At 61.8% G+C, this 14,419-nt stretch carries 12 protein-coding genes and 1 tRNA gene; 5 read left to right on the top strand and 8 right to left on the bottom strand.

Features of this window, described 5'->3' with window-relative positions; genetic code table 11:
• Positions 1 to 91: GTP-binding protein (locus NKH19_RS11355; RefSeq protein ID WP_032908143.1), on the bottom strand; the 91-nt coding region annotated here is incomplete at its 3' end.
• A gap of 295 nt (positions 92 to 386) precedes the next feature.
• Between NKH19_RS11355 and NKH19_RS11350 the strand changes: the two genes are divergently transcribed.
• A complete protein-coding gene (locus NKH19_RS11350; protein WP_352874090.1) occupies positions 387 to 1,274 on the top strand; it encodes a DMT family transporter in 888 nt (295 codons plus the stop codon).
• Positions 1,275 to 1,530: 256 nt separating this feature from the next.
• Here the strand turns inward: NKH19_RS11350 and NKH19_RS11345 are convergent.
• Positions 1,531 to 1,604 (bottom strand) — tRNA-Gly (locus NKH19_RS11345).
• Positions 1,605 to 1,912: 308 nt separating this feature from the next.
• Here NKH19_RS11345 and NKH19_RS11340 point away from each other — a divergent pair.
• A complete protein-coding gene (locus NKH19_RS11340) occupies positions 1,913 to 3,961 on the top strand; it encodes an ABC transporter ATP-binding protein/permease (protein WP_352874088.1) in 2,049 nt (682 codons plus the stop codon).
• A 113-nt stretch (positions 3,962 to 4,074) separates the two neighbouring features.
• Here the strand turns inward: NKH19_RS11340 and NKH19_RS11335 are convergent, their stop codons facing one another.
• Positions 4,075 to 4,581 carry a YciE/YciF ferroxidase family protein gene (locus NKH19_RS11335; protein ID WP_352864638.1) on the bottom strand — a complete coding sequence of 169 codons (507 nt, stop codon included), beginning with the start codon at positions 4,579 to 4,581 and terminating at the stop codon, positions 4,075 to 4,077.
• Positions 4,582 to 4,818: 237 nt separating this feature from the next.
• On the opposite strand from NKH19_RS11335, the gene NKH19_RS11330 reads away from it, so the two are divergent.
• A complete protein-coding gene (locus NKH19_RS11330; RefSeq protein WP_352864635.1) occupies positions 4,819 to 6,528 on the top strand; it encodes an HAD family hydrolase in 1,710 nt (569 codons plus the stop codon).
• 49 nt (positions 6,529 to 6,577) lie between these two features.
• On the opposite strand, the gene NKH19_RS11325 is transcribed toward NKH19_RS11330, so the two are convergent.
• The 5 genes from NKH19_RS11325 to NKH19_RS11305 are packed head-to-tail and all read right to left on the bottom strand — an operon-like array spanning position 6,578 to position 11,563.
• Positions 6,578 to 7,039: a RidA family protein gene (locus tag NKH19_RS11325; RefSeq protein ID WP_352864632.1), complete on the bottom strand. Its 462-nt coding sequence runs from the start codon at positions 7,037 to 7,039 to the stop codon at positions 6,578 to 6,580.
• A gap of 33 nt (positions 7,040 to 7,072) precedes the next feature.
• Complete coding sequence (locus tag NKH19_RS11320; protein WP_352864630.1) at positions 7,073 to 9,352, bottom strand: xanthine dehydrogenase family protein molybdopterin-binding subunit; 2,280 nt, start codon at positions 9,350 to 9,352, stop codon at positions 7,073 to 7,075.
• Positions 9,353 to 9,355: 3 nt separating this feature from the next.
• Complete coding sequence (locus NKH19_RS11315; RefSeq protein WP_352864628.1) at positions 9,356 to 10,378, bottom strand: FAD binding domain-containing protein; 1,023 nt, start codon at positions 10,376 to 10,378, stop codon at positions 9,356 to 9,358.
• A gap of 1 nt (position 10,379) precedes the next feature.
• On the bottom strand, positions 10,380 to 10,952 hold the full coding sequence (locus tag NKH19_RS11310) for a (2Fe-2S)-binding protein (protein WP_352864626.1): 573 nt from the start codon (positions 10,950 to 10,952) through the stop codon (positions 10,380 to 10,382).
• A gap of 14 nt (positions 10,953 to 10,966) precedes the next feature.
• On the bottom strand, positions 10,967 to 11,563 hold the full coding sequence (locus NKH19_RS11305; RefSeq protein ID WP_352864623.1) for a hypothetical protein: 597 nt from the start codon (positions 11,561 to 11,563) through the stop codon (positions 10,967 to 10,969).
• A 103-nt stretch (positions 11,564 to 11,666) separates the two neighbouring features.
• Here NKH19_RS11305 and NKH19_RS11300 point away from each other — a divergent pair, with 103 nt between their 5' ends.
• Positions 11,667 to 12,662 (top strand): HlyD family secretion protein, encoded by a 996-nt coding sequence (locus NKH19_RS11300; protein ID WP_352864621.1) that lies wholly within the window; start codon positions 11,667 to 11,669, stop codon positions 12,660 to 12,662.
• A gap of 8 nt (positions 12,663 to 12,670) precedes the next feature.
• Positions 12,671 to 14,257, top strand: coding sequence for a DHA2 family efflux MFS transporter permease subunit (locus NKH19_RS11295; protein ID WP_352982116.1), 1,587 nt, complete (start codon positions 12,671 to 12,673; stop codon positions 14,255 to 14,257).
• Positions 14,258 to 14,419: the final 162 nt, after the last annotated feature.

Below are 14,419 nucleotides of genomic sequence, written 5' to 3'. Positions count from 1 at the left end.
CCGCCGTCAGCGACGTCTTGCCATGGTCGACGTGGCCAATCGTGCCGATGTTCACGTGAGGCTTGTTACGCTCGAATTTACCTTTTGCCATAGTCTCTTTCCTTGGACGGCCTGGACCTTCAGTTCAGTCGAATGCGGGGCGATTAGCGACAAAGGCCAAAAAACACAAGCGTCTTTTGGCCGGGTGCCGTCTCACCCAGTCCGAACCATCGATCCGATTGCGGGGATGTGGCGCTGATATAGGAAGGATCGAGACAAAATGAAATGGGTGACGAGCCGATCGATGGAAGCCGCGATAATGCTGTCTTGCCTGCCCAACCCCTGTCTGATTCATGACCAGGCCATGGACCATTGCTGAAGTCATCGAGGTCTGATCTCCTGACCGGATGCACTTCATCCCGCCCTCAATCCGTGGCCCGCTGTTCATGATCGTTTCGACGGGATCGTATCTCGTCAACGACACGATGATGAAACTCGCGACGTCAGGCCTGCCGTCCTACGAAGTGCTGTTTCTGCGGGGTGCCGCGGCAGCGCTCTGGGGCTTTCCGCTGTTGTTCGCACTGGGCTACGGCAAGCAGATCCCGCTGATCTTCGACGGCCGTGTGCTGCGCAGGAACCTGCTCGAGCTGGCGGCGATCCTCTGTTATGTCGTGGCGCTCGCCAACATGCAGATCGCCGATTCCACCGCGCTCGGACAGATCACGCCGCTCTTGATGCTGGTCGGCTCCTCGATCCTGTTTGGCGAGCGGATCGGTGGCCAGCGCATGGCGCTGATCGGGCTCGGCTTCATCGGCGCGCTGATGGTGGCGCAGCCGACCATGCAAGGCATTTCGGTTTACGCCCTGCTGGCGCTCGGCAACGCCGCGCTTGCGGCGGCGCGCGACCTTGCCGGCAGGCGGGTCTCGGCCGAGGTGCCGGGCATGATCGTGGCGATTTCCGCCGTCGTGGTGGTGCTGATCGGCGCCGGTGCCGCGCATCTGGTTTCCGAGCGCTGGGTGATGCCCGGGACGCACCATTTGCTGCTGATGGCAGGTGCTGGTTTTTTCCTGATCTTCGGCCACTTCTTCATCTTCATGGCCTATCGCGTCGGACCGACCAGCGCCGTGGCACCGTTCTACTATTCCTTCACCGTCTGGGCGGTGATTTCAGGCCTGCTGGTGTTCGGGCAATTCCCCAACGCGCTGGCGGTCTGCGGCATTCTCCTGGTTGTCGGCAGCGGGCTGACCATCGTGTCGCTGGATCAGCGTCAGCGCCGGCTGGCCGTCGTCGCATAGCCCCATTTATCCCCGCCGAGTGCTTGCGCACGTTTTTCCACGCTGATCTTTTTCGGCGCAGCCGACGTAATCCTGATAGGCAAGCTGCCGCACGTGCCGGCCCGCAGCCGGTCTTGCCTCGGCAGAAGTCGAAACCTCAGACGATCCGGCTGGCGCCTAAAGCGTCCGCTTTGCACTGAACTGGTGATAGGCCCACAGGACGACCATCGCGCCTGGTGCGCGGTGTTTCGGCTTGCCGGTGCTGGGGATGAGTGTCTGGAGCGGGTAGCGGGAATCGAACCCGCATATTCAGCTTGGAAGGCTGCTGCTCTACCACTGAGCTATACCCGCGCACGCAAGCCCTAGCTATTCGACAAGGTTCCGAAGGTCAAGGCGCCTCCTGCGACCCAGCCGATAGCTACCGCTCAGCCATCATCATTGGTGTGGCCCGGGGCCGGCGGGTTGGTCCTGAAGCCTTGAGTGCTATTGGTGTTTGATCGTGGCGACACTCAGTAGCGAGTTGCCCGCAAGAGGTCAAAGGCGGTCATTCGAGGACGACTACAGGCGAGGCTCTTGCGAGTATTAGCCTTGGCACAATTCGCATCCTGATCTCGGCGGACATCATGAAACCTTTTGATTTTTAAGCCGTTATGGCCGTTATGTCCGGGGCTAAATCCAAGCTGAAATCGGTCGACGGCGCCAAACCACGCGGTGCTGGAAAGTCGCGCCAGGAAAAGGCATCGGCTGTCGAAGCCGCGCCCGAGGTCGACGGGCAGGCCGCGCCCGAGGTCGACGCCCAAGCCGTCCCTGAGGTCGACGGCAAGGCGGCGCCGCCGCCGGATGTCGTCGAACCCGATCCAGAACTGACGCCCGAGGAGGCGGAGCAGGCCCGCAAGCGCTATTTGCTGAGGCGTTTCTGGATCAGCGCGCGCGGCTACTGGGGCCGCGGCGGCGATCGGCTCGCCTGGCCGTTCACCATCGGGGTGCTGCTGCTGATCTGCATCAATATCGGCTTCCAGTACGGCATCAATGTCTGGAACCGCTCGATGTTCGATGCCCTTGAGCAGCGCAACGCCCGCAGCGTTTATTTCCTCAGCGCCATATTCGTGCCCCTGGTGATCTGCAGCGGCAGCCTTGTCGTCGCGCAGGTCTACCTGCGCATGACGATCCAGCGCCGTTGGCGTTCCTGGCTGACCACCGCGGTCATTGCGCGCTGGCTGGCCAACGGCCGCTACTACCAGCTGAACCTCGTCGGCGGCGACCACCAGAACCCAGAGGCCCGCATGACCGAGGATCTGCGCATCGCCACCGAATCCCCGGTCGATTTCATCGCCGGCGTCCTCAACGCGTTCCTGTCGGCCTCGACCTTCATCGTCGTGCTGTGGACCATCGGCGGCGCGCTCACCCTGCCGATCGGCGGCGAGAGCATCACCATTCCCGGCTTCCTGGTCATCACCGCCATGATCTATGCCGCCATCACCTCCACCTCGATGGTGGTCATCGGCCGCAACTTCGTCCAGCTGTCCGAGCGGAAGAACCAGGCGGAGGCCGAACTGCGCTACACGCTGACGCGCGTGCGCGAAAACGGCGAGAGCATCGCCTTGCTCGGCGGCGAGGAGGAGGAGCGCAGCGGCATCGACAGGAATTTCGGTCATGTGCTCAGGCAATGGGCGCTGCTGACCGGCCAGCACATGCGCACGGCGGCGGTGTCGCAGGGATCGAGCCTGTTTGCGCCGGTCGTGCCGATCCTGCTATGCGCGCCAAAATTCCTCGAAGGCTCGATGACGCTTGGCGAGGTGATGCAGGCAGCGTCCGCCTTTGGCATCGTGCAGGGCGCGTTCGGATGGCTGGTCGACAACTATCCCCGTCTCGCCGACTGGAACGCCTGTGCCCGGCGCATCGCCTCGCTGATGATGTCGCTCGACGGGCTCGAGCGCGCGGAACAGAGCGATGCGCTCGGACGCATCCAGCACGGCGAAACCAATGACGGTGCGATACTCAGCCTCGACAATCTTTCCGTGACACTCGACGACGGCACCGCCGTGGTCAAGGAGACCGAGGTCGCGATCGAACCGGGTGAGCGGGTGCTGGTGGCCGGCGAATCCGGGTCGGGCAAGTCGACGCTGGTGCGGGCGGTCGCAGGCCTGTGGCCGTGGGGCGGCGGCAGCGTCAATTTCCACGCCGGCAGGCGACTGTTCATGTTGCCGCAACGTCCCTACATCCCCTCGGGCACCCTTCGCCGCGCGGTCGCCTATCCCGCGGCGGCCGATAAGTGGACAATCAAACAGATCAAGGCTGCCCTCGACAAAGTGGGCCTTGGCTATCTTGCCGACAGGATCAAGGAAGAAGCGCCATGGGACCAGACGCTGTCGGGCGGCGAAAAGCAACGCCTCGCCTTCGCGCGTCTGCTGCTGCACACGCCCGATATCGTCGTGCTGGATGAAGCAACCTCGGCGCTCGACGAGAAGAGCCAGGACAAGATGATGGAGACGGTGATCCACGAATTGCCCGATGTCACCATCATCAGCGTGGCGCATCGCGCCGAGCTGGAGGCCTTCCATAGCCGCAAGGTCACATTGGAGCGGCGCGAAGGCGGGGCAAAGCTTGTCAGCGACATTGATCTTGTCCCGCGCAAGGGCGGACGGAACTTGCTCGGGCGCGCCTTGTGGGGCTCCGGCGCGCCCAGCCGAAAGGCAGCACGACCTTGAGTAATGCGGCGCTGTCCCAGATAAAAACGGCCCGCCCGGTCGGGATACCCTGGGGCGCAGCTACCAGCGTCGGTCGACCGGCCAAGTGCACGGGCCGGTCGACCTGAGTAAGCTCATTCGGCTGCCTGCAGGTTGATCTTGCTTTCCGCCATTTCGGTGAGCTTGCGATCGGTCGCCTGTTCTTCCTTCAGGTTCTTGGCCAGGACGTTGGCGCAGTCGCCGCGGCCAAGCTGCTTGGCCCAGGCGATGAGCGTGCCATAGCGTGTCATCTCGTAGTGCTCGACTGCCTGCGCCGAGGCTATTAGCGCCGCGTCGAGAACCTCCTTGTCGTCGACGTCGCCGCTTACGTCGTCGGCTTCCTCGAGAATGCCGTCGATCGCCGGGCAGTTGACCTCCTTGGCCTTGACGCCATGCAACTCGAACACCTGCTCTACGCGCTCGATATGGCCCCTGGTCTGGTCGAGATGTTTTTCGAATCCGGCTTTCAATTGCGGGTCGGTTGCCTTGTCGATCATCTTCGGCAGCGCTTTCTCGATCTGCCTTTCTGCGTAGTAGATGTCGCGCAGCGTGTGCACGAAGAGATCGTCGAGTGTCTTGATGTCCTTCGAAAAGAAGCCCATGGCCTTACCTTTCATTGTTCTCAAGGTTGATTTCGGCGGCGGCTTTGCCCGCCGCCCGCGAACGCCGGAAACTGGTCCCGGCTTGCTGGTCAACGTGCCGGTACCGGAGGAGTTCCTGGTCTCCGGGGCGAAACCGTTGCTCCTTTTTCGAAACGCCGCGATTCAATTCCGATGGGAGCCTTTGTCTCGATCACACGTTCTAACCGGAATGCAAACCGGAACCGTGAAAGGTCGAGAATGTATTTCATTGCGTTGGCGACGGACTATGACGGCACGCTGGCTCATGACGGGATCGTCGCTACGAAAACGCTGGCTGCCCTTGAGCGGTTCAAGAAGAGCGGCCGCAAGCTGGTTCTCGTCACCGGGCGCGAACTGCCCGATTTGAAGCGCGTCTTTCCCGAAATCGGCCTGTTCGACAAGGTCGTCGCCGAGAATGGAGCGCTGATCTACACCCCGGCCAGCGAGGAAGAACGGGTGATTTCGCCATCGCCGGAACCCAAATTCGTCGCCAGGCTGAAGAGGTGCGGCGTCAAGCCGCTTTCGGTCGGGCGATCGATCGTCGCGACCTGGGAGCCCCACCAGGCCACCGTGCTCGAGGTCATCAAGAAACTGGGACTGGAACTGGAAATCATCTTCAACAAGGGCGCGGTGATGATCCTGCCGAGCGGCATCAACAAAGCCACCGGACTGACCGCGGCACTTCAGGATCTTCGGCTTTCGACGCACAATGTGGTGGGTGTCGGCGACGCCGAGAACGACCATGCCTTCCTACAGGCATGTGGCTGCAGCGTCGCCGTCGACAATGCAATTCCCGCGGTCAAGACCACAGCCGATCTGGTCATGCGTGGCGCCCGTGGGAAAGGCGTGGAGGAACTGGTCGACAGACTGATCAAGCGCGATCATGAGATCGTGCCGAGGCGCCATGACGGCATCGTTCTCGGATCCGCCGGCGGCGACGAGATTTATTTGTCGCCGACCGATACTGTCCTCATCGCCGGCAGTTCGGGCATCGGCAAATCCACCTTGGCCACCGCGCTGACGGAACGCTTCGTCGAGAGTGGGTTTCAATTCTGCGTCTTCGATCCCGAGGGCGACTATGACGGTCTCGAAGGCGCGGTTCGGCTGGGGGACGGCTCCAGCGCGCCGACAAAGGCTCAAGTGCTGGATCTGATCGCCAAGGCCGACAGCAATATCGTCGTCAATGGGCTGGCCCTGCGCGTCAATGAGCGGCCGGATTTCTTTGCCGACCTGCTGCCTGGCCTCGGCAGTTTCCGCCGTCGCACCGCGAGACCGCATTGGCTCGTCATCGACGAAGCACACCATCTCCTGCCCAAGCGGCGCGACGATACGCGGGCGATCCTGTCATTGGAATTGCCGGGCACGATCTTGATCACCGTTCACCCGGAAGCGATCTCGACCGACGCCTTGCGCCTGGTGACGGCCATCATTGCGCTTGGCCCCAAGGCGAAGGACGTCGTGAAGGTCTTCTGCAAAGAGACCGGCATCGCGCCGCCTAAGGAGATCTCCTCGCCCAAGGGCGAGCGCGTGTTGTTCTGGCGGCCGCAGAAACGCAAGAAACTCGCCATGGTCAAGGTGATCGAGCCACGCCAGTCGCTGAAGCGGCACAGCCGCAAATATGCCGAGGGGCAACTCGATGAGGCGGGCAGCTTCTATTTCCACGGTCCCGACGATGCGATGAATCTCAGGGCCCACAATCTGATGATCTTCGCCCAGATGGCTGAAGGCATAGACGACAAGACCTGGGAGTTTCACCTGCGCGCCGGCGACTATTCCGATTGGTTCCGCCATCAGATCAGGGACAAGGACCTGGCACGCGAAACGGCCGAGGCGGAAAAGGACGAAACGCTTTCAGCCGAGGAAAGCCGCAAGCGAGTGCTCGACGCGGTTCGGCGGCGATATACGGCACCCGCCACGGCGCCGGAATGAGGCGGAACGACCAGGCCGGCGCCATTGCTTCTCCACGCGGAAACCCTACTCAGTCAGGCAGCGCGGCGACCGCGACAATTTCAACAACGATGTCGGCTTGCGCAAGCGCCGCAACCCCGATCACCTCCGAGGGCGGCGGGTTGTTGTAGCTACAGTGCTTCGGGCAATGCTCGGCAAAGAACTGGTCCAGCACGTCGAGGCGAAAATTGGGAGAGCTCAGAACGCCGCCATCGGGAAATGGCCCCTTGATGAAGAAGGTCAGCCGGATAAGATAGTCGAGCGCGCTACCAAGTTCCTCCAGATCTGATTTGATGTTCGTCAGAATTGCGCGCCACTGTGCCGCCGCATCGCCAGCGAAGCCACCTCCCCTTTTGCCGGCTGGGTCGTAATCGTCGGCAGTTGCCGTGTTTCCGCAGAGGTAGACAAATCCCCTTGCTCCGGTAACGACCGTGCCTTTTCCCCACGGCATCAACCGGCCGTTTTTGAACTTCTTATGGGTTACGAGTTCCATGTTCCCGTTCGGCGCCGTCGCGCCCCCTGATCGTCAGACGATCAAATCGTCTATTCTGATCGGCAGATCTCGAATGCGCTTGCCAGTGGCATGATACACGGCGCTCGCGACAGCGGCCGCCGTCCCGACATTGCCAAGTTCCCCCAATCCTTTGACGCCGGCCGGGTTGACGTCCGGATCGACCTCCGGGACGAGGATGACGTCGACCTGTTTGATGTCCGCGTTGACCGGCACCAGATAATCCTGCAGGTCACGATTGACATAGCGGGCGTTGCGCCGGTCGATTTCCGTCGCCTCGTGAAGGGCCTGGCCAATACCCCAGATCATGCCGCCCATCAGTTGGCTGCGCGCGGTGCGGGTGTTCATGATCCGCCCGGCGGCAAAGGCGCCGACGATGCGCGGCACCCGGATTTCGCGTGTGTAACTGTTGATGCGGACTTCGACGAATTCGGCGCCAAAGGCATATTTCACCGAATCCTCGTCCTGATCGCCGCCGTGGAATTCCGCCTGCCCGGCATAGAGTTTCTTCAGCGCTTCCGGCGTCGAACCCTTTGGCGCAAACTCGGCGTATTCCTCTATCGCACCGACCTGCATCGCCTTGAAGACATCCGACAGCTTGGCGGATTTGCCGCCGCTAGCCACGATCTTCTCTTGTTCCATTTCCAGTCTGGCATTGCCGGAACCAGCCAATGGCCCGTCTCCAGCAACGGCAGCCGCGAAAAGTTTTCCGCGCACCGCGTCACAGGCCTTCAGAACCGCGGAGCAGACGCTCGCAGTCGAAATCGAGCCGCCCGAGACCGGCGCCGGCGGCAGTGCACTGTCGCCCATCTCGACGCTGACCTTGTCAATCCCTATCCCTAGACGCTCGGCCGCCATCTGGCCTGCCACGGTGCGCACACCGGTGCCAATCTCATGCGAGCCGCACTGAACGCGAACCTGGCCATCGGCGGTCAGGCGAACACGGGCCGCGCATGGCGCGCTGGCCGTTGGATAGATGGCGGTCGCGCAACCCATGCCGACCAGCCAGTCGCCATCACGCATCGACCCAACCGTGGCATCGCGCTTCGACCAGCCGAAGGCTTGCGCAGCCTGGTCGTAGCATTTGACCAGCGACCGGCTGGAGAATGGCTTGCCGCCGATCGGCTCCTTTTCAGGCTCGTTGATACGCCGAAACTCGACAGGATCCATCCCGAGCGCCACGGCCATTTCGTCCATGGCGTTCTCGAGCGCGTAGACATAGGGCGTCTCGGGCGGCGAGCGCATGTAGCCCGGTGTGTTGCGATCGGCATGGACGAGCGAAACATGAGTGAGCACCGAACCATAGTTGTACATGCGGCCGGTGGCCGACGTGCCGCCGACGACATAAGAGTCAGGGCGTGATGTCACCTCCCAGCCCTCATGTCCGAACGCCGTGATGCGGCCGTCCTTGCCGGCGCCTATGCGGATTCGATGCCGAGTCTCGGCGCGATAGGTCTGGGTGTTGAAGGCCTGCATGCGGCTGACGACGCAGCGTACCGGCCGTCCAACACGCTGCGCCGCAACCGCGACAATTGCCGTGCGAGTCGTCATCGGCCCCTTGGAGCCGAAGGCGCCACCGACATAAGGGCTGACAATCCGCACATTGGCAGGATCGATCTTCAACTGCCGGGCGAGTTCGATTTTCCAGCCGGTGACATTCTGGCTTGGTTCATGGATGGTGAGTTGATCGCCTTGCCACATCGCCGTGGTCGAAAACAGTTCGATCGGATTGTGATGTTGGGTCGGCGTCGAGTATTTCTGGTCGATCTTGACGGCGGCGGATGCATAGGCAGTGTCGAAGTCGCCGGCTTTGACATCCTCCTTCAACATCGGGCTCTTACCGGCCGCCGGTTCCACCATCGCGCCTTTGGAATCGAAGCTGGCGCTGGGCGGTTCGTCTTCGTAATCGGCGCGGATCAACATCGCCGCCTCCTCCGCCGCCTCGAATGTCTCGGCGACAACCATCGCGATGATCTGGCCGTCGTGGAAAATTGTCTTGTCGTGCAGGGGTGCGATGGAGCTCGCGCCAGTGTTGCCAAATTTCGGCGTGTCGGTCTTATCCATGTCGCCGTAGGTCATGATGTCCAGCACTCCGGGCACGGCCCTGGCTTCATCGGTATGGAGTCTGGAAACCTTGCCCCGAGCGATGCTGCTGGTGGCAAGAGCACCATAAGCGACGTTGGCTGTGGCGATGTCGGCCGGATAGCTGGCCTGCCCGGTAACTTTCAATCTGCCGTCGATGCGGACAACCGGTTCGCCTTGGTTTTCTTTTGGAACTGGCGCGGCTTGATTCATGGCTCAGACCTTCATGTCGCGTGTTTCGAGCAGCGCTCGCACCAGCGTGCGCTTTCCGAGCGGGACCTTGAACGCGTTGTGTTCGCGCGGTTTGGCATCGGCAAAAGCAGCGTCGGCAGCCTCTTCGGCCACATCCTCTTCCAGCACCTTGCCTTGAAGCGCATCCTCCGCCGCCCTCGCACGCCATGGTACGGTTGCGACCCCGCCCAGCGCTATGCGCGCTTGCCTGACAGTGTCTCCATCCATGTCCAGCGCGACCGCCGCCGAGGCCAACGCGAACGCATAGGATTCGCGATCGCGTATCTTCAGGTAGTGCGAACGACGGCTCCATGCGCCGAGCGGAACATCGATGGCGACGATGACTTCATCGGCGGCCAGATCCGTCTCGATGTCGGGCGTCTCGCCGGGAAGCCGATGCAGTCTGGCGAACGGGATCTTGCGCGGACCATGGCGTCCCTCCACCTCGACGACCGCATCCAGCGCAATCAGGGCCTGCGCGAAATCGCCGTGATAGGTAGCGATGCAGGCATCGCTGGTGCCGAGCACGGCATGCTGGCGGTTGAACCCTTCCATCGCCGCACAGCCGGAACCGGGCTCACGCTTGTTGCACGGCCAGGAGGTTTCGCGAAAATACTCGCATCGCGTTCGCTGCAGCACGTTGCCGGCAAGGCTCGCCATGTTGCGAAGCTGACCGCTGGCGGCGAATTTCAGGCTATCGGCAAGGAGCGGGCAGCGGCGCCTGACGTCATTGTTGTCAGCTGCTTCGCCCATCCGGACCAGCGCCCCGAACCGGATGGTGTCATCGCTTACCCTGATCCGCCGCAGGGCAGGCTCGGCAAGATTGTTGAGATCGAGCAATCGTTCAGGCTGCGCGACGCCAAGCTTCATGTAGTCGGCCAGATTGGTGCCGCCGGCGATGAACTGGGTGTTGGCCTGTGTTGGCGCAACATGCCTGGCGTCGAGGTGGGACGCCATGGCGATCGCCACCGAAACGCTCGTTGGTCTTTCATAGACGAAAGGACGCATCCTAGGCCCTCCTGATCTCGTCGCGTGCCTGGATGATCGCCGCGACGATGTTGGGGTAGGCAGCACACCGGCACAGATTGCCGCTCATGTGCTCGCGGATGTCATTGTCCGACCCGGCATGGCCTTCGTCGATGCAGCCGATGGCGGACATGATCTGGCCCGGCGTGCAGTAGCCGCATTGAAAGGCATCATGGTCGACAAAGGCCTGCTGCACCGGATGCAGCTCTCCTTCAGCTGAAGCCAGGCCTTCCACGGTCGTGACCTCGCGGCCTTGGTTCATGACGGCGAAGCTCAGGCAGGAGAGCACCCGCTTCCCATCGACAAGAACGGTGCAGGCACCGCACTGACCGTGGTCGCAACCTTTCTTGGTGCCGGTCAGGCCAACATGATCACGCAGTGCGTCGAGCAGGCTCGTGCGATTGTCGAGCGCGAGAGTGTAGGCCTGCTTGTTGATCCGCATCGAGATCGTCGACAGATCGCGCGGCCCGGCCGCTTTGGCGGTCGGCGGCTCGGCCGCTTTTGTGGACGTGGCTACGAGCGGCATTGCCGCTGCCGCCGAAACAGAGCCCGTCATGAACGAGCGTCTGCTCAGGCCGCTGGGACTTGTGGAATTAGACATGGCTGGCTTCCGGCTGGCTGGGGTCTCAAGCGGACCAAACTGTTCGCGGGAAACAAAGTTCCCTCCTCACATCGCTGTGATCGCTTCTTTTGCAGCGCGGTCATGCGGAACTTCAGCCGCAGGGCGGTGGTTGTCCTCGACAGGCTCCAAGGAAGGAGACGATCATGAGCAGTGATCGGGGCGATCGACGCAGCGATCGAAATGGTGATGAAGGCCCTGTCTTTTCGGCTGAGCAGGCGCGGCAAGGCGAGATCATCCTGCGAACCCGCACACGCCGTATCATCTTCGTCGCAGGCCTCGTCGGTATTGTGATCCTCATTGCGGTGGTCAGATTCGCTGTCGGCTGAATGGCTTCGGCTGCAATCCCCGAAAAATGCGAACTGTCTCGCTAACCTGTTCGTCAGGAACTTTTGTGAACAGCTGCCGTTGACCCGAAAAAAGCCGTCGGCGCCTTTGCTTGAGAGTTCTCCCGTGGACGCGAAAACCGAAACCAAAGAACCAGACAAAACCAGAGATCCGCGCGGCGCTTCGAGCAAGGCCAGATCGGAAGCGTCGGCAAAACGCAAGGGCGATGCGGCGCAGCCCGACACCCCGGAGCGCGAAGCGCGGGACAAGGAAGCGGATGATCAAAAGCCCAGCCTCCTGAGCTTCCCCCGGCGACACCCTTACATGTCCATTGCAATCCTGATCGTGGTGTCGCTGGCCGCCGTGGAACTGATCATGTGGTGGCTGAATGCCCGCCAATATGAATCGACCGACGATGCCTTCATCGACGCCCGCACCATAACCATCGGCGCCGAAATATCGGGACGTATCACCGACCTCGCGGTGACCGACAACCAACTCGTCAAGGCGGGCGACGTCCTGTTGCGCATCGATGACAGCGACTATCAGGCCAGCCTCAAACAGGCCGATGCCGGCGTGATCTCGGCGCAAGCCGACATTGTCGAGATCGGGGCTCGGATTGAAGCCCAAAACGCAAAGATCGATGCAGCCCGGAAGCAGATGGCGCAAGCCCAGGCGGCACTCGATTTCGCCAAGGCCGAGGACAAACGCAACCGTGAACTTCTGGCCAAGGGCACGGCCACCCAACAGCAGGCTCAGCAGGCAGCGTCGACGCTGCGTCAGGATCAGGCTGCTCTCGATAGCGCTGAGGCCAACGTGACTGCCGCCAAGAGCCAGGTCGTTGTCTTGCAGGCACAGATCAAGAGCGCCGAAGCCAAACTCGATCAGGCCAAGGCGAGCCAGGACCAGGCGCGCACCACGCTGTCGCGCACCACCATCACCGCACCGGTTTCCGGACGAGCAACGAGCATCTCGGTTGCCAACGGTTCCTATGCCCAACCCGGCCAGGTGCTGATGATGTTTGTTCCCGACGAGGTCTGGGTGAAGGCCAACTTCAAGGAAACACAGCTCGATCTGATGCGGCCGGGACAGCCGGTCGATATCGACATCGACGCCTATCCGGAAAGATCCTTCCATGGCCGCGTCGACAGCATCCAGGCGGGCAGTGGCACCGCCTTCAGCCTGCTGCCGGCCGAGAATGCCACCGGCAACTTCGTCAAGGTGGTGCAGCGTGTGCCGGTGAAGATCGTCTTCGACAGACCGCCCGGCGTGCTGCTAGGCCCTGGCCTGTCGGTGGTGCCGACAGTCAAGGTACGATGAGTGGCGAGATGGCCAAAGACCAAAGCGAAAGCCGGTCCGCCGCCGGTGGGCGCAATCCCTGGCTGATCGCCATCGTCGTCTCCATCGCGACCTTCATGCTGGTTCTGGACACCTCGATCGCCAACGTAGCGCTACGCAACATCGCCGGCAGCCTGGCGGCCGGGATGGACGAAAGCACCTGGGTGATCACCACCTATCTGGTTGCAAATTCCGTGATCATCCCGGTCAGCGGCTGGCTGGCCAGCGTGATCGGCCGTAAGCGCTACTACATGCTGTGCGTGGCGACCTTCACCATCGCTTCGCTGCTGTGCGGACTGGCGCCAAATCTGGAATTGCTCATCCTTTTCAGGATCCTGCAAGGTCTCGGCGGCGGCGGTATGGCGCCAAGCGAACAATCCATCCTCGCCGACACTTTTCCACCCGAAAAACGCTCCCAGGCGTTTGCCCTCTATGGCATAGCCGTCATCGTCGCACCGACGGTCGGGCCGACCATCGGCGGCTGGCTGACGGACCATTTCTCCTGGCACTGGATTTTCTTCATCAACGTGCCGTTCGGTATCATGTCGCTCGCTTTGGTGCAGCGGCTGGTCGTCGAACCGGACGTGCTTGAACGCGAACGCCAGGAGCGGTTGCGAGGCGGCCTCAGGATCGACTGGGTCGGGTTTATTCTGGTGGCGACCGCGCTTGGCTGCCTGGAAATCTTCCTTGACCGAGGTCAGCGCAACGACTGGTTCGCATCGGGTTTCATCACGACTTTCGCGGTGATTTCGGCGATCTCGTTCCTGCTGCTTATCCCGTGGGAGTTCAGCCACCGCGATCCGATCGTCGACATCCGGCTGCTGTTCAGCCGTCAGTTCGGCACGTCGTTCCTGGTGATGATGGCGGTCGGCGCCGTGCTGTTCAGCACCACGCAGTTGATGCCGCAGCTGCAACAGACCGCTTTCGACTACACGGCGACCCTGTCGGGCCTCTCGATGATGCCGGGCGGCATCGCCATGCTGATGCTGATGCCGATTTCCGGATTTGCCGCCGGCATCGTTCAGCCCAAATATTTGATCATGATGGGCATGTCGGTTGTGGTGGTCGCCTTGTGGCACATGACGTCGCTCACCCCGGACGCCAGCTTCCGTTTCTTTGCCTTTGCACGCATCTTCCTGATGATCGGCCTGCCGTTCCTGTTCATCCCCATTTCGACGGCGGCTTACGTCGGTCTCGCTCCGCAGCAGACCAACCAGGCCTCGGCGCTGATCAACGTTGCCCGCAACATTGGCGGCAGCATCGGCGTGTCACTGTCCAACACGGTGATCGCTCAAAGCGCGCAACTGCATCAGGCAAATCTTGTCGGCCACACCGCGCAATCCTCACCAAGCTACCAGCAGGTGCTGCGTCAGGTAACCGAGCATTTCGTCGCTCAGGGCTCACCGATGGTCGAAGCGAAGCAGCAGGCGATCGGCTGGCTCGGGCAGTTGATCGCGCGCCAGGCCTCATTGCTCGCCTATATCGACGTCTTTCGGTACTGCGCAATCGCGACCGCCCTGTTTGTTCCCCTCGCTTTGCTGCTGCGTTCTCCAAAACCCAAGCCCGATGGGCGATAGTTCCACGCCTTGCGTGCATGCTGCGTTCCAATTGAAACTCCTCATTGGAGCTCGCCGGAACGGTCGTCTGGAGCCGCATTGTCTCAGTGCTGTGGACCGCGTCAACCGGACACGGCCGTATGGTGAACAGGATAGTTTTTCCCGGTTTCATATTCTGGCCAA

Origin of the sequence: Mesorhizobium sp. M1338 (assembly GCF_040318045.1) — a bacterium.
GTDB lineage: Bacteria > Pseudomonadota > Alphaproteobacteria > Rhizobiales > Rhizobiaceae > Mesorhizobium.
This window is presented reverse-complemented; position numbering and strand designations above follow the sequence as displayed.